The sequence below is a fragment of the Pseudomonas sp. IPO3774 genome, from assembly GCF_013386835.1.
In the GTDB taxonomy this organism is placed as follows: Bacteria; Pseudomonadota; Gammaproteobacteria; order Pseudomonadales; family Pseudomonadaceae; genus Aquipseudomonas.
In genome coordinates this window covers 34948-53284 of sequence record NZ_JACAQY010000009.1, presented here as the reverse complement: position 1 = coordinate 53284, position 18337 = coordinate 34948, and the positions used below count along the sequence as shown (strand labels likewise).

Below are 18337 nucleotides of genomic sequence, written 5' to 3'. Positions count from 1 at the left end.
GCGATGCAGACACCTCGTTCCTCCAGATACACCGAGGCGATGCCATCGCAGGCAAGCCAGCTCCCACATGGGCTAAAGCGGCAGGTGCCGGCTCAACAATGCCCGCAACGCCGCCGGCTTCACCGGCTTGGCCAGGTAATCCAACCCTGCCGCATGCACCTGGGCCACCATCTCCGGCCGCCCGTCGGCACTGATCACCACACCCGGAATCGGCTCTGCCAGTTGTGCCCGCAGCCAGCCCATCAACTCGGTGCCGGTCTCGCCGTGGTCGAGGTGGTAATCCACCAGGGCCAGTTGCGGCCGCACACCCTCGGCCAGCAACGCGGCACATTGCGCCTGGTCGCGGGCGGTCCAGACTTCACAGCCCCAGCGCGTGAGCAAACTGCGCATGCCGATCAGGATGCTTTCTTCGTTATCCACACACAGCACCTGTGCACCGCTCAACGGCTGGCCGCTTTCCTGCGCCGGCTTGGCAGGCGCGCTGACCTGAGTGCGCGCCAACGGCACACGCACGCTGAACACGCTGCCTTTGCCCGGCCATGAACGCACGCTCAGGCGGTGCCCGAGCACGCGGCACAGGCCATCGGCAATCGCCAGGCCCAGTCCCAGGCCTTTCTCGGCACGGGTCTGGTGACTGTCCAGGCGTTTGAATTCCTCGAAGATGACTTTTTGCTTGTCCTGGGGAATCCCGGGACCGCGGTCCCACACTTCCAGGCACAACTCGCCGCGACGGCGCCGCACACCCAATAGCACCGGCCCGTCGGCGTACCGGAATGCGTTGGTGAGGAAATTCTGCAACACCCGCCGCAGCAACTTGATGTCACTGTCCACCCGCAAACGACTGCCCCGCAGACGGAAACGCAAACCCTGCTCCTGAGCCAGCGCCTTGAACTCGGCGCCCAGCGTATCGAACAGTTCATTGAGCACGAAGGGCTGGCGCTGCGGATTGATCTTGCCGTTTTCCAGGCGCGAAATATCCAGCAGGTCGCTGATCAGGTCTTCCGCCGAACGCAACGAGCTGTCCAGATGCTGCACCAACTGCCGGGCATCCGGCGACATGCCGTCGTTCTGGTGGGAGAGGGCGGCAGAGAACAGCCTTGCGGCGTTCAACGGTTGCATCAAGTCGTGACTGACCGCTGCGAGGAACCGGGTTTTCGACTGGCTGGCGGTCTCGGCCACGCCCTTGGCATCGGTCAGCGCGACGTTGAGTTGCGACAGTTCGTGGGTTCGCTCGGTCACCCGCTGTTCCAGGCCTTCATTGGCCTCGGTCAACGCCTGCTCGGCTTCGCGGAACGCGGTGATGTCGGTGAAGCTCATCACAAACCCGCCACCCGGCATCGGGTTGCCGATCAGCTCGATCACCCGGCCATTGGGAAACAGCCGCTCGGAGGTATGCGCACGGCCCTGGCGCATCCAGTGCAGGCGGCGCGCCACGTGTACTTCCGCCTCGCCCGGGCCGCACAGCCCGCGCTCGGCGTTGTAGCGAATGATGTCGGCAATCGGCCGGCCCACGCTGATCAGGCCCTCGGGGTAATTGAACAGCTCCAGGTACCGCCGGTTCCACGCCACCAGCCGCAGGGACTGGTCGACCACGCTGATGCCCTGGGTGATGTTTTCGATGGCGCCTTGCAGCAATGCCCGGTTGAACTGCAGCACTTCCGACGCCTCGTCGGCGATGCGTACTACGTCCTCCAACTGCATTTCCCTGCCTTCAATGGCGGCTTTCACCACTGCGCGGGTCGATGAAGCCCCGAGCACACCGGCCAACAGGCGTTCGGTGTGGGCAATCCAGTCATTGTCAGCGTTCTGGTTGGGGTTAAACCCTTTGCCTTGGCGATAGGCGAAGCGCACAAAACTCTGGTGAGCCCGTTCTTCACCGACAAACCGCGCTGCGAGGCTGAGCAAATCATTGATCTGCACCGAAAGCATTGAGCGGGCGCTGGCTCGCTGGCTGATTTCCTGGCCAATAAAACGCCCGGCCTGCCAATGCTCCGACACCCGCGTACGCGACAGCATTGAGACCCACACAAACAGTGTGAAGTTACCCGCCAGGGAAAATACGGTGCCCAGCGTCAGAGAAGTTACAGACAAGCCCAGCGGATGCGAATGCAGCCACGTCATGCCCGGGAAAAGGCTGAACGACCAGCCCAGACTTTTCGCGGTGACCGGCAGGACCAAGGTGTAGAACCACAGGAACGTACCCGCCGCCAATCCGGCAAACACGCCGCGCCGGTTGGCCTGTTTCCAGTACAGCGCACCCAGCATCGCCGGTGCCAGCTGGGTCACGGCGGCGAACGCAATCTGGCCAATGGTTGCAAGGCTGGCGGAGGACCCCAGCAGCCGGTAACTGACGTAAGCCAGCAGCAGGATGATGACAATGCTCACCCGGCGTACCGACAGCATCCAGTGACGGAACACTTCGAACGGCCGCTCGGCACTGGAACGGCGCAGCAGCCAGGGCAGCAGCATGTCGTTGGAGACCATGGTCGACAGGGCGATGCTCGCGACGATCACCATGCCCGTAGCCGCCGAGGCGCCGCCGATAAACGCCAGCACGGCGAGCGCCGGATGGGCTTCGGCCAACGGCAGGCTGATCACGTAGGAATCCGGCAATACCGAGCCCGGCAGCAGCATCTTCCCGCCGAGGGCAATCGGGATGACAAACAGGGCGGCCAGGATCAGGTAGGCCGGGAACACCCACTTGGCCAGCCGCAGGTCCTGGGGGTCGATATTTTCCACCACGGTGACATGGAACTGCCGGGGCAGGCAGATGATCGCCATCATCGCGACACCGGTCTGCACCACCATCGAGGGCCAGTTGACGGTCTCTTTCCAGTATTCCTCCAGCCGTGGCGCGAGCATCGCCTGGCTGAACAAATCGTCGAAACCGTCGTACAGGCCGTAGGTCACAAACGCACCGACGGCGAGAAACGCGAACAGCTTGACCAACGATTCAAAGGCAATCGCCAGCACCATGCCGCGGTGGTGTTCCGTGGCGTCCAGGTTGCGGGTACCGAACACAATGGTGAACAACGCCAATACCAGCGACACGATCAGCGCCGTGTCCTGGGAGCGGGTGCCGGTAGTGTCGGCGCTGGCGCCGATCAGCAGGTTCACCCCCAGCACGATGCCTTTGAGTTGCAAGGCTATATAAGGCAGGACGCCCACCAGGCAGATCAGCGCCACCACCACCGCCAGGGATTGGGATTTGCCGTAACGGGCGGCGATAAAGTCGGCGATGGAGGTGATGTTTTCCTGCTTGCTGATCAGCACCATCTTCTGCAGGACCCACGGCGCGAGCACCAACAGCAGCACCGGTCCCAGGTAGATCGGTAAAAACGCCCACAACTGTTCGGCCGCCTGGCCTACGGCACCAAAGAATGTCCAGCTGGTGCAATACACCGCCAGCGACAGGCTATACACCCAGGCACGCATCCGCGGCGGCAGCGGCGCATGGCGACGGTCACCGTAAAAGGCGATGGCAAACATAATGGCCATATAGGCCAGGGCAACGGCGGCGATCAGCCCGCTGGACAGCGTCATGAGAACTCCAGACATAAGAACGCCCGGGCATTCCCGGCCCGGGCGAACAGTCTCGCATGATGCTTGGCGTTAGTCAGTGTCGACCAAGGTCGGAGCGTGGTGTGATGTCGCAGCGTTGGTTCAGGCGCCGAAACCACCGTCGATGGTCAGGCTGGCGCCGGTGATGTAGCCGGCCTCAGGGCCTGCCAGATAGGCAACGAAACTGGCGATCTCTTCTACATGGCCATAACGGCCCACGGCCATGAAGCCGATCAGGCTTTCGGCGAAATCACCGCTTGCCGGGTTCATGTCGGTGTCCACCGGGCCTGGCTGCACGTTATTGATGGTGATGCCCCGTGGGCCCAGGTCGCGGGCCAGGCCTTTGGTCAGGCCGACCAGCGCCGATTTGCTCATGGCGTACGGGCCGCCACCGGCAAACGGCATGCGATCGGCATTGGTGCTGCCGATGTTGATGATGCGGCCACCTTCGCCCATGTGCCGCGCGGCTTCCTGGGTGGCGACAAATACGCTGCGTACGTTGATGGCGAGGGTGCGGTCGAAGTCTTCCAGCTTGAAATCTTCCAGCGGGCCGACGGCCAGCACGCCTGCGTTGTTGACCAGAATATCCAGGCGCCCGAACGCTTCGACGGTGGCGTTGACGGCGCTGCGGATGGCGTCTGCGTCGGCGCTGTCGGCATGAATCGCCAGGGCTTTGCCGCCTTGGCTGATCACGCTGTTCTGCAACGCTTCAGCCTTGGCAGCCGAACTGACGTAGGTAAAGGCGACGGCAGCGCCCTGTGCGGCCAGGCGCTTGACGATGGCGGCGCCGATACCGCGGGAACCGCCCTGGATCAAGGCGACTTTGCCGCTGAGGTTTTGTGTGGTCATGTCGTTCTCCAAAAGGTGTGTTTAGGTTGGAGTCGAGTATCGACCTCACCCGGCGCGCCCGGTAGACCGTGATTGCTATAGTCTGTGTAAACCAAAAGTTTAGAGTGGGGCGATATGGAAAGCTTTGGCAGTATCGAATGCTTCGTGCGCAGCGCCGAAGGCGGCAGTTTTGCCGAGGCTGCCCGGCACCTGAGCCTGACCCCGGCGGCCGTGGGCAAAAGTGTGGCCAAGCTGGAGGCGCGCCTGGGTGTAAGGCTGTTCCAGCGCAGTACCCGGCGCCTGACGCTGACTGAGGCCGGCAAGCTCTTCCTCGAAGAAGTCAGCGGCAGCCTCACCACCATTCAAAACGCCGTGGCTAACCTGGCCAGTGCCGAAGGGCGGCCAGTGGGCACGCTGAAAGTGAGCATGGGCACGGTGTTCGGCAACCGTTATGTGGTGCCGTTGCTGGGGGAGTTTCTAAAGCGCTTTCCTGATATCAACCCCGACTGGCATTTCGATAACCGCCAGGTGGACCTGATCGGCCAGGGTTTCGATGCCGCGATCGGCGGTGGTTTTGAGCTGCCCCAGGGCGTGGTCGCGCGCAAGCTGGCGCCGGCTCACCGGATCCTGCTGGCCTCACCGGAATACCTCGCCAAACGCAAGCCGGTGGTCGCGCCCGAGGACTTGTCTGTGTGCAACGGCATCCTGATCCGCTCACCGCAAACCGGGCGCGTGCGTTCGTGGCAACTCACCCACCGCACCCGCGAACAACGCCCGCTGGTGCTCAAGCCGCGCATGACCATGAGCGACTCGGGCGCTGCCTGCTGCGCCAGCGCCCAGGGCCTGGGGATTGCGCTGGTCAGCATGCCGATGGCGGTGCCGTATCTGGACAGCGGCCAACTGGTGCGAGTGCTGCCCGACTGGTACGTCGACGACGGCAACATCTCGCTGTACTACGCCGAACACAAGCTGCTGCCCGGCAAGACCCGGGCGTTTGTGGATTTCATCCTGGAGCAGTTTGTCGAACGCGAGTTGGGGCGGCGGTTCAGCGCCATTTGATCCTTGTGGGAATCAAAGTGTGGGAGCGGGCTTGCTCGCGAAGGCGGTGTGACAGTCACCACATGCATCGACTGATCCACCGCTTTCGCGAGCAAGCCCGCTCCCACATTTTGGATCTTCAATGTCCGAACTTTCCGGGCCAGCCGATCACTTTCTTCGGCCTCGGCGTCGCATACGTGCGGATCTTCGAGGTCGACAGTCCCAACCGCACCAGGCCTTCGGCAATGGTGACAGCCGAGGTCACACCGTCCACCACCGGCACACCCGTGCGGTAGCGAATCTGCTCATCCAGCCCGGCCATGCCGCCGCAGCCCAGGCAGATCACTTCGGCCTTGTCTTCGCTGATCGCCAATTCGGCCTGGCGTACGATGGCCTCCATGGCCCGCAGCGGGTCTTCTTCCAGCTCCAGTACCGCCATGCCGCTGGCCCGTACCGACGCGCAGCGCTGATACAAACCCGCCAGTTTCAGTCGGTCCTCGATCAGCGGCACGGTGCGGTCCAGGGTGGTCACCACGGAGTAGGCATGTCCGAGGAACATCGCGGTGCTGGCGGCCGCTTCGGTGATGTCCACCACCGGCACGTTGAGCAACTCCTGTAAGCCTTCGCGGCCATGTTCGCCGTAGCCGGCCTGGATTACCGCATCGAACGGCTGGTCGTAAGCCATCACCCGGTCCATCACCGCGATGGCCGCCAGGTAGCTTTCGAAATTGCCTTCCACCGATTCGGCACCGAAAAACGGAGTCAGGCCGACGATCTCGGTGCCGGGGGACGCCACCGCCCGTGCCTGTTTGGCGATGGCCTCGGTGATGGACTCGGTGGTGTTGACGTTGACCACAAGGATGCGCATGGAATGTCCTTACTTAATGACTGATGTTATCGACTGCAATGCTTTCGCCGCTCACATCGGCGTAGTACGGCTGGCGCTTGGCGAACAGCAGGTACAGCAGCCCTGCAATACCGGCGCCAATCAGCCAGGAGAAGGGCGAGACGAGGGCGAACCCGGGCAGCAGGGCCAGGAGAATGGCGATCACCGCCGCAGGAATAAACGCCGCCACCGCCCGCAAATTGATCCCGCAGCTGTAGTAATAAGCGCCATTCGGGTCTTCGCTATACAACTGCGGCACGTCCACCTGGCTTTTACGGATCAACCAGTAGTCGACCATGATCACGCCGTACAACGGCCCCAGCAGTGCGCCCAGCCCTGAGAGGAAATACACGATCACCAGCGGGCTGTTGTAGAGGTTCCACGGCAGGATCAACACCGCCACGGTGGCGCTGATCAGCCCGGCGCGGCGGAAGTTCAGGTACTTGGGCGCCAGGTTGCTCAGCACAAAGGCGGGTGCGACGAAGTTGGCCATGATGTTCACCGCCACGGTCACAATCAGGAACGCTAGGCAGCCCAGCACCAGGAAGAATGTGTTGGGTATCGCCGCAATGATTTCCGTAGGGCTCTCGATCACCCGGCCATTGAGGTGGAACTGCCCGCCGCACAGCAGCACGGTGATGGCCGCGAACACCAGGATATTCACCGGCAGGCCCCAGAAATTACCGACCTTGATGGTCTTGCGGCACGGCGAGGAGCGGGCGAAGTCGCAGAAATTCAGGATCAGCGTGCCGTAGATCGCCAGCCACAGCGCGCCGCCGGCAAAGATATTGCGCCACATCTCACCACCGGTCAGCGGCTCGCGGATCGACCAGGCGATCTGGCCGCCGGCCTGGAAATACATCCAGCCGGCCAGGGACGCTACTGTCAGCAGAATCACCGGCCCGGCGAAGGCTTCATAGCGGCGCACCATCTCCATCCCATAGGCGAGGATGGCGAGCTGCACAAACCAGATCGCCACAAAACACGCCCAGCCCAGGGTGGACAGGCCGAGGATTGAGTTGTGGTCGTAGTCGGCAAAACCTGGATGAACCGCTGTCAATAGCACGCGGAAAACCACCGAGGCCAGGTAGGTCTGTATCCCGAACCAGGCAATCGCGATCACCGCACGAATCAGTGCAGGAATCTGCGCACCATGGATGCCAAAACTGATGCGGCTGATCACTGGAAACGGTACGCCGGTCTTCTGCCCCATATAGCCCGACAGGTTCATGAAGAAGTACACCAGCGCCGCGCCGATCCCCAGGGACAGCAGAATCTGCCAGCCACCCAGGCCCAGCGCATACAGGCCGATGGCGAAGGAGTAGTTGGCGATGTTGTGCACATCGTTGGTCCACAAGGCAAAGATGCTGTAGCGGCCCCAGCGCCGGCCTTCGGCCTTGGTAGGCGCCAGGTCCTTGTTGTGCAGGCGCGGGCTGAGGACCAACGGGCCGGGGCTCGTGGCCTCGGGGTTCAGGGTGGAGGAGGGCAGATCCAGTGCGATGTTATTGGAGAGACTTGTACGCATTCCGGCAGGCTCCTGGACATCAGCAGGAGAGCGGCTGATGTCAAAGTGTATGTATCTTTTTTATTAATTGTATACAAAGTGTGTTTTGCCTTAAGCCACATGCGTGCCAGATTTTCGCCGGGTGAAATACACGGCGATTTGGTTTTTAGCGTGATTGGAAATAACCGGCTGAATTTAAAGCGATATAAATTGACCGTTTGAACAGCTATTTATTTTGTGGTGCAGAGAGGGGCGGGGATTTTAGAAGAGGTGTGACGAGGGAGGATGTAACTTTTCGGTGCAGGATTTTATAAGTGCACACAAAAATGGCACCGATGGTGACATTTCTGTGTACAGGATTCTGGCTCAGGCGTTATGCCTTGCTGATGATGTTCCCGGCGTGCAACCCGCATTCTTTTTGGGTTGCTTCTTCCCACCACCAACGGCCTTCGCGTTCGTGCTGGTTCGGCAGTACCGGACGGGTGCACGGCTCACAGCCGATGCTGATAAAACCGCGCTCGTGCAGGCTGTTGTACGGCAACTCCAGCATGCGGATGTAACCCCATACTTCCTCACTGGTCATCTGCGCCAGCGGGTTGAACTTGTACAGGGTGCGTTCCGGGGTGGAAAAAGCCGTATCGATTTCCAGCGCGGCCACCTGGCTGCGGGTGCCGGGGCTCTGGTCGCGGCGCTGGCCGGTGGCCCAAGCGCTTACACCGGACAGCTTGCGGCGCAGCGGTTCGATCTTGCGCACGCCACAGCACTCGCCATGGCCGTCCTTGTAGAAACTGAACAGGCCCTTTTCCTTGACGAAGGGTTCCAGCTTGCTCTGGTCCGGCGAGATCAGTTCGATGTCGATCTTGTAGAACTCACGCACCTGCTCGATAAACCGGTAGGTCTCCGGGTGCAGGCGACCGGTGTCGAGGCTGAACACCTTGACGTTCTTGTTCAGCTTCCAGGCCATGTCTACCAGCACCACGTCCTCGGCACCGCTGAAAGAGATCCACAGGTCGTCGCCAAACTGGCTGAAGGCCAGCTTGAGAATGTCCTGAGCGGATTTGTTGGCGTAAGTCGCGGCGAGTTCAGCGACGTCGAAGGCTTGGTTCATCAGGACGGTTCCTACAGGTCAGTGGCGCTGAGCGCTCTATAGGGGGGCGATGGTAACAAAATCCCGCCTGCGTTGCGGCGGCCAGCGTGAATCGCTAGAGTTCGGCAGTCCTTTTGCTCGCTCAACTCAATAACTTTAAATGGGAGTGTCTTGTGGAAATTGCCTGTCTCGACCTGGAAGGGGTGCTGGTTCCGGAAATCTGGATCGCCTTCGCCGAAAAAACCGGTATTGAATCCTTGCGGGCCACCACCCGGGACATCCCCGACTACGACGTGCTGATGAAACAGCGCCTGCGCATTCTTGATGAGCATGGGCTGAAGCTCTCGGACATCCAGGAAGTGATCGCCACCCTCAAGCCGCTGGACGGCGCCATCGAGTTCGTCAATTGGCTGCGCGAGCGCTTCCAGGTGGTGATCCTGTCTGACACCTTCTATGAGTTCTCCCAGCCGCTGATGCGCCAACTGGGTTTCCCGACCTTGCTGTGCCACCGGTTGATCACCGACGAAAATGACCGGGTGGTGAGCTACCAGCTGCGTCAGAAAGATCCCAAGCGTCAGTCGGTGCTGGCCTTCAAGACCATGTACTACCGCGTGATTGCCGCTGGTGATTCCTACAACGACACCACCATGCTGGGTGAGGCCGACCGTGGGATCCTGTTCCACGCGCCGGAGAACGTGATTCGCGAGTTCCCGCAGTTCCCGGCGGTGCATACGTTTGAGGATTTGAAGAAAGAGTTCATCAAGGCGTCGAATCGGCAGTTGAGCCTGTAAGTTATTTGGCGTGGCTGACGCCTCATCGCAGGCAAGCCAGCTCCCACATGTTGACCGCGCTCCCATGTGGGAGCCGGGCTTGCCCGCGATGGGGCCGGTATGGCCACTGCACAGCCTAGACCCCTGCCAGCAAACTCTCATAAGGAATGCGCAAGCCTTCATGCAGGCGTTTGATCATCGACAAGCTCAGCTTGCGCTTATGATTCAACACTTCGGAAACCCGCCCGCTCGGACCTATGAAAGGCTCCAGGTCACGGGCGGTCAGGCCTAGTTGCTCCATTCGAAATTTAATCGCTTCGACGGGATCCGAAGGCGGCATTGGGAAATGCTCCGCTTCGTACTTTTCGATAAGTATCGCGAGAATTTCCAGCTCGTCACCCTCGGGCGAGCCGATTTCCGCTTCCCATAGCTGTTCGACGCGCGCGAGCGCAGCGGTCAGGTCTTCCTGGGAATGAATGGGTTTGATGTTCATCACACGGTCTCCGCATTGATCTGATCGTACTGCGCGTGGGTCCCCACGAAGCGTATGAACGCAAGCTGTCGCTGATAATTGATCGCCATGATCACTCGATACTTGTTGCCGCCTATGTTGAACACAACCCGGCCCCCTTTGAGAATGCTCGCTGTCCTTAGCTCTGCCTTGAGGGCCTGAGGGGTTGGGTAAACAGCTTTTTCCATATGGCGATACAGCTCGACCAGCGGCGTTTTGGCATCCATGCAACCAGGGTGGTTTTCCCAGAATATTCGTAGGCCAGACAGAGCGATTATCCGCATCGCTGCGACCTCCCAATTTGGGAGATAATAGGTGCGGTTGAGGGCAGATGCAATCTCGGAAATCTTTCCTGACAAGTAGGCAGTCGTTTCATGTGATCCTTCACAGACGGCTGGTGGACGGTTGAAACCGGACGCTATCCTCCGGCTTCGACCCCGTCTACTTCGGTACTGATTCAGGTCTTTTCTGCTGCCTGGCTCCGCGTCGCAGAGCCAGGGAGGGCTGCGTGCTACAGGCTTTCCAAGGTTTGTAACAACACCCGCACCTTGGTCATCGACTCCTGATACTCCGCCTGCCACTCCGAGTCCGCGACAATCCCGCCGCCGCCCCAGCAGCACACCTGACCATCCTTGACCAACAGGCTGCGAATGGCGATGGAGCTGTCCATCTCGCCGCGCACGTCCAGATACACCAGCGAACCGCAATACAACCCGCGCCGGGTCGGCTCCAGCTCGTCGATGATCTGCATCGCGCGAATCTTCGGTGCGCCGGTGATGGAGCCGCCGGGGAAGCTGCCGGCGATCAGGTCGAGGGCGTCTTTATCGTCGGCCAATTCGCCGGTCACGCTGCTCACCAGATGATGCACATTTGGATAGCTTTCCAGGCTGAACAACTCCGGGACCCTCACCGAGCCGGTGCGGCAGGTGCGGCCCAGGTCGTTGCGCAGCAGGTCGACGATCATCAGGTTTTCGGCACGATCCTTGGGGCTGGCCAGCAATTCAGCGGCGTTGGCTGCATCTTCCTCGGGCGTCGCCCCCCTTGGCCGGGTGCCCTTGATCGGGCGGGTTTCCACCCGGCGCTGGCTGATTTTGACGAAGCGCTCCGGCGATAAACTCAATACCGCGCCATCATCCGGCAAGCTTTGGAACCCGGAAAACGGCGTCGGGCAGGCTTCGCGCAAGGCGCAGTAGGCCACCCACGGATCGCCACTGCACGGGGCACGGAAACGTTGGGCAAAGTTGACCTGGTAGCAGTCACCGGCCTGGATGTAGTCCTGGATACGGGCGAGGGCGTGCTGGTAGGTGTCGGCTGTCACGTCCGGGGCCATTGGGCCTTGCAGCTTGAAGGTGGCCGATGCGCTGATGGTCGGCTGACCGAACAAGGTAATCAGGCGTTGCCGTTCGCTTTCCGCCAGTTTGGGGTGGAACACCAGTTGGCTGGTCTGCGCCTGGTGATCGCTGATCAAGGCCCAGGCGTACAGGCCAAAGCGTGCATCCGGCAGGTGCAGGTCGTCCACCGCCAGGTGCGGCAGGTGCTCAAGATGACGACCGAAGTCGTAGCTCAGGTAGCCGATGAGGCCGCCGGCAAACGGCAGTTCGTAGGGCGCGGGGATCGTGGCTTCACCCAGCAACGTCAGGTTTTCCCGCAGGCGCTGCAGGAAATCACTGCCGCTTTCGTCGGGCAGTACCGCCAGGGTCGTCTCGGGCCAGGCGCTCAGCAGGTCATAACGGCCGCGCTCGGCCGCCGGTCGGCCACTGTCCAGCAGCACCGCGCCGGGCGCATGGCGGATTGCTGCAAAGTATTCGGCAGGGTTGGCCCGGTAGGGCAGCGGGTGTACGGAGCAGGTCACTGGGTTTATCCCTCGACCGCCGGAATATGCCCAAACATTTCCTGCACAAACTTAACCCGTTCCTCCGGTGTTTCCGTTACGCCCGCCGCCTTCAGCTCTTCCAGTCGAGCCTCCACGGCATGGGTGCGCAAGGTCAGGCCGCAGTCGTTGGCAATCTGGATGTTCAGCCCCGGGCGAGCGTTAAGTTCCAGGATCAACGGACCCTTTTCCTGGTCCAGCACCATGTCCACGCCGATATAGCCCAGGCCGCACAGCTCGTAGCAGCCGGCGGCGAGCTTCATGAAACCGTCCCAGTTGGGCAGTTGCACGCCGTCCACCGCATTGGTGGTGTCGGGGTGCTTGGTGATGATGTTGTTCAGCCAGGTGCCGCGCAGGGTCAGGCCGGTGGCGAGATCGACACCCACGCCAATCGCGCCCTGGTGCAGGTTGGCCTTGCCGCCGGACTGGCGGGTGGGCAAGCGCAGCATGGCCATCACCGGGTAGCCCATCAGCACGATGATGCGGATGTCCGGTACGCCTTCGTAGCTGATGCTTTTGAAGATCTGGTCGGGCACCACCCGGTATTCGATCAGCGCGCGGTCACGGTGGCCGCCGAGGGAATACAGGCCGGTGAGGATGCTGGAAATCTGATGCTCGATTTCTTCATGGCTGATGATCTTGCCGGAGACCGTTCGATAGCGCCCTTCAAAACGGTCGGCGATCACCAGGATACCGTCACCACCGGCGCCCTGGGCCGGCTTGATCACGAAGTCGCTGCGCCCGCCGATGATCTCGTCGAGCTTGTCGATTTCCTTCTCGGTGGAAATGACCCCGTACATTTCCGGCACGTGGATGCCGGCGGCCATGGCCCGTTCCTTGGTGATGATCTTGTCATCGACGATCGGATACAGGCTGCGCTTGTTGTACTTGAGCACGTAGTCGGCATTTCGCCGGTTGATGCCCATGATCCCCCGCGCTTCCAGGGCCTTCCAGGTCTTCCAGAAGCCGAACATTACGAGTCAGCCTTGAGGAAGGCCTTGAAACGCACCAGTTCGGTCAGGCGGTAGCCGCGATAACGACCCATGGCCAGCATGAAGCCCACCAGGATCAACAGGATCGCCGGGAAGGTGAACACGAAGTAGATCAGCTCCGGCACGCTCATGATGATGTGCGCCAGGGAAGCGGCGAACAGCGTGCCGATCGCGACTTTCATCGCATGGCCGCCACCGCGTTCTTCCCAGGTAATCGACAGGCGTTCGATGGTCATGGTCAGGATCACCATCGGGAACAGTGCCACCGACAACCCGCGCTCCAGGCCGAGCTTGTGGCTGAACAGACTGATGGCGGCGATCAGCACCACCACGAAGGTCAGCACCACCGAGAGCCTCGGCAGCATCTGCAGCTTCAAGTGTTCCAGGTAAGACCGAAGCGACAGCCCCAGCGCCGTAATAATGGTGAACAGCACAATCCCGAAGCCCAGCTGTGTCTCGCGGAACGCCAGGGCAATCAGCACCGGGGTAAACGTGCCAAGGGTCTGCAGGCCGATCAGGTTGCGCAGGATCAGGATCACCAGCACGCCAATCGGGATCATCACCATGATCATGAAGGTCTGCTGGGTTTGCAGCGGCAGGCCGTACAGCGAGTATTCGAGGAAGTTGGCGTCGGTGTTTTCGTCCGTCAGCTTGGCCAGGCGAATCGCGTTCATTTCGCTGTTGTTGAGGCTGAAGGTCACCATGGCCTTCTTGCCGCCGTCGACGGTGATCAGGTTTTCATCGCCGGTCCACCACAGCAGGCGGTCGGCCGGCAGGCCTTGCTCGCCGGTGTCGGGGTTGAAGTACAGCCAGTCATTACCGTTGAAGCTGCGCAGCCAGAGTTCCGGGGTTTGCGGCTGGTCGGCCACCAGGCGGATGGTGTGGACCTTTTCCACCGGCACATGGGCGATGGACAGCAGCAACTCGACGATCTTGGCCTTGTGCGGCGTCGACGGGTCGCCCGCCAGCAGCAGCTTCACGTTGTCGTCGTTGAGGTTGTTGGTGCGCTTGATGGCTTCGCTGATAAAGGTCTCGACGTCGGCCGAGTGCTGGCGGATCGGCGCCAGCAGGGCTTCGGCGGCGATTTTTTCCGGGCCTTCGACGGCGATGCTGTCGCGGAAGGTCGGGCCCTTGACCTTGACCTTTTCACCGCTGTAACGCTTGGTCAGCACCAGGCGGTAGTAGAGGGTCTGGTTGCCCTTGGCCCGGCGTGCCGACCAGGTGACCTTGCGGTTGCCGTCGAGGCGATTGACGCTGACGCCGTAGTTATTCGAGATAAAGCTTTCATTCAGGCTGACGAAGTCGCGGCTCAGGGGCGGCACGAACATCTGGATTTTCACCGGGTCCTTGGCGCTGGCGACGAACTCGACCTTGGCGTCGATGTTCCACAGGTCGTCGGTGGCGTCCTCGGTGACGGGAATCCCCAGCACGAAAATCTGATAGGCGGTGACCGAAATGCCCAAGACCACCAAAACGGCGATCAGGATTTTCAGGTGCAGATTAAGAGAGCGCATTCAAATTACTCAGCGGTATGAGCGTCGGAGGCGCAGGCAGGTTTGCCCGCCGCGTATTTAAGACTGGGGTCGACCAGCGCATCAAAGCGTTTCAGCGCTTCGGAGCCGATCAGCAGCGGGTATTGGAAGGCGCTGCGGTCAGTCAAGTTCACTTCGATACTGCGTAAAGCGGTGCCCATGCAGATGTCCAGGGCGATGACTGGACGGGCGGTGTAGTTCTTGTCTTCATCGGGGTCGTAGTCACCGGCGCGGCGCTTGATCTTGCTCACGCGGGCCAGGGGACGCTCGATGGGGTGGGAGTGTGCGGTGTCGATGGCCAGGTAGAAGCGCACCCAGGACTCGCCGTTGCGCTTGAAGCGCTTGATGTCGCGGGCGCTCAAGGACGCGGTCTTGGCCCCGGTGTCGAGCTTGGCGGCCACTTCCAGGTCAATGCCGGCCAACTTGGCGTATTCATTGAGTCCATAAACGGTCTTCTCGGCAGCAACGCCAAGGCCCGGGATAAACAGTAGAAGCAAAAGGGGGAAGGGCTTGAGTCTCATAAATCCTGACGCGGTGCAGTGCGATGTTCAATTCAAGGCGACTGGCATTGCTGCGCAAGCTCCCTCGTGCGCCTTTTCATCCAGGGATGTGAGGCAAAAGTGGCCGGCATTCTAACATGAAGGTTTTCTGGCGCCAGCGCTGGCAGCCGGCCATGCCCCGATAGAGTGCAAGGCGGGTTATTAGACGATTGTCGACAATGTGTATTTATTCTTTGACTATCCGGGGCTGATTGGCTAGTTTTTGCGGCATTGCTTTTAAAGGTGTCGACAATATGCTGGATCAACTGGAAACCCCAGTGATGGCCCAAGACGATTCCCAGACCATGTCCGAGAACGTCTTCCGGCGTATCCAGGCCGCCATCGTCAAGGGCGAAATCGCCCCCGGCAGCAAGATCTCCGAGCCGGAACTGGCGCGCACCTATGGCATCAGCCGTGGCCCGCTGCGCGAGGCGATTCATCGCCTGGAAGGCCAGCGCCTGCTGGTGCGCATCCCCCATGTGGGCGCGCGAGTGGTCTCGTTGAGCCATGAAGAACTGATCGAACTCTACGAAATCCGCGAATCCCTGGAAGGCATGGCCTGCCGCCTGGCCGCCGAGCGCATGACCGACGCCGAGATCGAAGAGCTGCGCCAGGTGTTGCACACCCACGAGCGCGATGCGGCCTTCCAGGCCGGTGTCGGCTACTACCAGCAGGAAGGCGACTTCGATTTTCATTACCGGATAATTCAAGGCGCCGGTAACCGCACCCTGACCCAAATGTTGTGCGGCGAGCTGTATCAGTTGGTGCGCATGTACCGCATCCAGTTCTCCGCCACCCCCAATCGTCCACGCCAGGCCTTTGCCGAGCATCACCGCATTCTTGACGCGATTGCCGATCGCGACGGTGAACTGGCCGAGTTGTTGATGCGCCGGCATATCGGTGCCTCCAAACGCAACATTGCCCGTCACTTCCCGGACGGCGCTCCCCAATCACGAGGTGAGTCATGAGTTCCAATAACAACACCACTCCAGGCCAGCGTTTCCGTGACGCGGTTGCCAGCGAGCACCCGTTGCAGGTAGTCGGCGCGATCAACGCCAACCATGCGCTGCTGGCCAAGCGCGCCGGCTTCAAGGCGATCTACCTGTCGGGTGGCGGGGTGGCTGCCGGCTCCCTCGGTGTGCCGGACCTGGGCATCACCGGCCTGGATGACGTGCTGACGGACGTGCGCCGCATCACCGACGTGTGCGACCTGCCGCTGCTGGTGGACGTGGACACCGGTTTCGGCTCCTCCGCGTTCAACGTGGCGCGCACCGTCAAGTCGATGATCAAGTTCGGCGCGGCGGCGATCCATATCGAAGATCAGGTGGGCGCCAAGCGTTGCGGCCATCGCCCGAACAAAGAAATCGTGTCCCAGCAGGAAATGGTCGACCGCATCAAGGCTGCGGTGGATGCGCGTACCGATGACAGCTTCGTGATCATGGCCCGCACCGATGCACTGGCCGTGGAAGGTTTGGAATCCGCCCTGGAACGTGCGGCCGCCTGCATCGAGGCCGGTGCCGACATGGTGTTCCCGGAAGCCATCACTGAGCTTGAGATGTACAAGCTGTTCGCCTCTCGCGTGAAAGCGCCGATCCTGGCCAACATCACCGAATTCGGTGCGACACCTCTCTATACCGTCGATCAACTGAAATCTGCGGATGTTTCCATCGTCCTGTACCCGCTCTCGGCCTTCCGCGCCATGAACAAGGCGGCCGAGAACGTCTACACCGCGATCCGTCGCGACGGCACCCAGCAGAACGTGATCGACACCATGCAAACCCGCATGGAGCTTTATGATCGCATCGACTACCACACCTTCGAGCAGAAGCTCGACGCGCTGTTCGCCGCCAAGAAGTAACGCGAGCGCCTCACTAATAACTACAAGATTGGAGATAACCATGGCCGAAGCAAAAGTACTCAGTGGAGCTGGCCTGCGTGGCCAGGTTGCCGGGCAAACCGCACTGTCCACCGTGGGCCAGGCCGGTGCCGGCTTGACCTATCGCGGCTACGACGTGCGCGAACTCGCCGCCGATGCCCAGTTTGAAGAAGTCGCCTACCTGCTGCTCTACGGCGAACTGCCGACCAAAGCCGAACTGGCCGCCTACACCGCCAAGCTCGGCAAACTGCGCGACCTGCCCCAGGCGCTGAAAGAAGTGCTGGAACGCATCCCCGCCGACGCGCACCCGATGGACGTGATGCGCACCGGTTGCTCGTTCCTGGGCAACATCGAGCCGGAGAGAGACTTCAGCGTGCAGCGCGACGTGACCGACCGCCTGCTGGCCGCGTTCCCGGCGATCATGTGCTACTGGTACCGCTTCAGCCACGACGGCCAGCGCATCAACTGCGTGACCGACGAGCCGAGCATCGGCGGGCACTTCCTGCACCTGCTGCACGACAAGAAGCCCAGCGACTTGCACGTCAAGGTGATGAACGTGTCGCTGATTCTCTACGCCGAGCACGAATTCAACGCCTCGACCTTCACCGCCCGCGTGTGTGCGTCGACCCTGTCGGACCTGTATTCCTGCGTGACTGCCGCCATCGGCTCCCTGCGTGGCCCGCTGCACGGCGGCGCCAATGAAGCGGCGATGGAGATGATCGAGCGTTTCTCTTCCGCCCAGGAAGCGGTGGAAGGCACCCTCGGCATGCTGGCGCGCAAGGACAAGATCATGGGCTTTGGCCACGCGATCTATAAAGACAGCGACCCGCGTAATGAAGTGATCAAGGCCTGGTCGAAAAAACTCGCCGACGAAGTGGGCGACACCGTGCTGTTCCCGGTTTCCGAAGCCATCGACAAGACCATGTGGGAGCAGAAGAAACTGTTCCCCAACGCCGACTTCTACCATGCCTCGGCGTACCACTTCATGGGCATCCCGACGAAGCTGTTCACCCCGATTTTCGTCTGCTCGCGGCTGACAGGATGGGCAGCTCATGTGTTCGAGCAGCGAGCCAACAACCGCATCATCCGTCCGAGCGCCGAGTACATCGGCGTTGAGCAGCGCAAGTTCGTGCCAATCGAACGTCGCTGAGTGGAGAAACCGCTGATCTTGGGGTGAAACCGGATCAAAAATGTGGGAGCGGGCTTGCTCGCGAAGGCGGTGTGACAGTCGCCATGTGTGTTGCATGACACACCGCTTTCGCGAGCAAGCCCGCTCCCACATTTTGATCGCATTCCACCTTGGATCAGCAACGGTTCTTCCTTTTGCAACTACCGTGACCGAG

The 18337-nt window shown here is 61.0% G+C and carries 16 protein-coding genes; 5 read left to right on the top strand and 11 right to left on the bottom strand.

Going from position 1 to position 18337, the window contains the following annotated elements:
- Window positions 1-72 precede the first annotated feature (72 nt).
- Window positions 73-3543 (bottom strand): PAS domain-containing hybrid sensor histidine kinase/response regulator, encoded by a 3471-nt coding sequence (locus tag HYE77_RS05035; RefSeq protein ID WP_003214948.1) that lies wholly within the window; start codon window positions 3541-3543, stop codon window positions 73-75.
- Window positions 3544-3663: 120 nt separating this feature from the next.
- Window positions 3664-4410: a 3-oxoacyl-ACP reductase family protein gene (locus tag HYE77_RS05030; RefSeq protein ID WP_177019643.1), complete on the bottom strand. Its 747-nt coding sequence runs from the start codon at window positions 4408-4410 to the stop codon at window positions 3664-3666.
- 114 nt (window positions 4411-4524) lie between these two features.
- Between HYE77_RS05030 and HYE77_RS05025 the strand changes: the two genes are divergently transcribed.
- A complete protein-coding gene (locus HYE77_RS05025; RefSeq protein ID WP_102605104.1) occupies window positions 4525-5448 on the top strand; it encodes a LysR family transcriptional regulator in 924 nt (307 codons plus the stop codon).
- Between the two features lie 118 nt (window positions 5449-5566).
- Here the strand turns inward: HYE77_RS05025 and HYE77_RS05020 are convergent, their stop codons facing one another.
- The 3 genes from HYE77_RS05020 to HYE77_RS05010 all read right to left on the bottom strand — a co-directional run bounded on the left by HYE77_RS05020 (window position 5567) and on the right by HYE77_RS05010 (window position 8925).
- A complete protein-coding gene (locus tag HYE77_RS05020) occupies window positions 5567-6295 on the bottom strand; it encodes an aspartate/glutamate racemase family protein (RefSeq protein WP_003214954.1) in 729 nt (242 codons plus the stop codon).
- A 13-nt stretch (window positions 6296-6308) separates the two neighbouring features.
- Window positions 6309-7838 (bottom strand): NCS1 family nucleobase:cation symporter-1, encoded by a 1530-nt coding sequence (locus HYE77_RS05015; RefSeq protein WP_177027957.1) that lies wholly within the window; start codon window positions 7836-7838, stop codon window positions 6309-6311.
- 352 nt (window positions 7839-8190) lie between these two features.
- Complete coding sequence (locus tag HYE77_RS05010; protein WP_003214958.1) at window positions 8191-8925, bottom strand: phosphoadenylyl-sulfate reductase; 735 nt, start codon at window positions 8923-8925, stop codon at window positions 8191-8193.
- Window positions 8926-9077: 152 nt separating this feature from the next.
- Between HYE77_RS05010 and thrH the strand changes: the two genes are divergently transcribed.
- On the top strand, window positions 9078-9695 hold the full coding sequence (thrH, locus tag HYE77_RS05005) for a bifunctional phosphoserine phosphatase/homoserine phosphotransferase ThrH (RefSeq protein ID WP_177068499.1): 618 nt from the start codon (window positions 9078-9080) through the stop codon (window positions 9693-9695).
- Window positions 9696-9810: 115 nt separating this feature from the next.
- Here the strand turns inward: thrH and HYE77_RS05000 are convergent, their stop codons facing one another.
- From HYE77_RS05000 to HYE77_RS04975, 6 genes are all read right to left on the bottom strand, one after another.
- Entirely contained in the window at window positions 9811-10167 is a 357-nt protein-coding gene (locus tag HYE77_RS05000; protein ID WP_087695204.1) for a type II toxin-antitoxin system HigA family antitoxin, read from the bottom strand.
- Window positions 10167-10469 carry a type II toxin-antitoxin system HigB family toxin gene (locus tag HYE77_RS04995; protein ID WP_177067726.1) on the bottom strand — a complete coding sequence of 101 codons (303 nt, stop codon included), beginning with the start codon at window positions 10467-10469 and terminating at the stop codon, window positions 10167-10169. Before HYE77_RS04995 ends, HYE77_RS05000 begins: the two co-directional genes overlap by 1 nt.
- A gap of 227 nt (window positions 10470-10696) precedes the next feature.
- Window positions 10697-12037 carry an aminodeoxychorismate synthase component I gene (gene pabB / locus HYE77_RS04990; protein WP_177068498.1) on the bottom strand — a complete coding sequence of 447 codons (1341 nt, stop codon included), beginning with the start codon at window positions 12035-12037 and terminating at the stop codon, window positions 10697-10699.
- A gap of 5 nt (window positions 12038-12042) precedes the next feature.
- A complete protein-coding gene (locus HYE77_RS04985) occupies window positions 12043-13029 on the bottom strand; it encodes an alpha-L-glutamate ligase-like protein (protein WP_003214969.1) in 987 nt (328 codons plus the stop codon).
- A complete protein-coding gene (locus HYE77_RS04980; RefSeq protein ID WP_003214971.1) occupies window positions 13029-14561 on the bottom strand; it encodes an inactive transglutaminase family protein in 1533 nt (510 codons plus the stop codon). Before HYE77_RS04980 ends, HYE77_RS04985 begins: the two co-directional genes overlap by 1 nt.
- A gap of 5 nt (window positions 14562-14566) precedes the next feature.
- The gene (locus HYE77_RS04975) at window positions 14567-15100 is read right to left on the bottom strand and encodes an ATP-dependent zinc protease (RefSeq protein ID WP_023659091.1); all 534 of its coding nucleotides are present in this window, start codon (window positions 15098-15100) and stop codon (window positions 14567-14569) included.
- Between the two features lie 272 nt (window positions 15101-15372).
- On the opposite strand from HYE77_RS04975, the gene HYE77_RS04970 reads away from it, so the two are divergent.
- The 3 genes from HYE77_RS04970 to prpC are packed head-to-tail and all read left to right on the top strand — an operon-like array spanning window position 15373 to window position 18144.
- Complete coding sequence (locus HYE77_RS04970; RefSeq protein ID WP_008432676.1) at window positions 15373-16086, top strand: GntR family transcriptional regulator; 714 nt, start codon at window positions 15373-15375, stop codon at window positions 16084-16086.
- On the top strand, window positions 16083-16976 hold the full coding sequence (gene prpB, locus HYE77_RS04965) for a methylisocitrate lyase (RefSeq protein ID WP_003214976.1): 894 nt from the start codon (window positions 16083-16085) through the stop codon (window positions 16974-16976). The genes HYE77_RS04970 and prpB overlap by 4 nt, the downstream gene beginning before the upstream one ends.
- A gap of 40 nt (window positions 16977-17016) precedes the next feature.
- On the top strand, window positions 17017-18144 hold the full coding sequence (gene prpC / locus HYE77_RS04960; RefSeq protein ID WP_177008963.1) for a 2-methylcitrate synthase: 1128 nt from the start codon (window positions 17017-17019) through the stop codon (window positions 18142-18144).
- The last annotated feature ends 193 nt before the right edge of the window (window positions 18145-18337 follow it).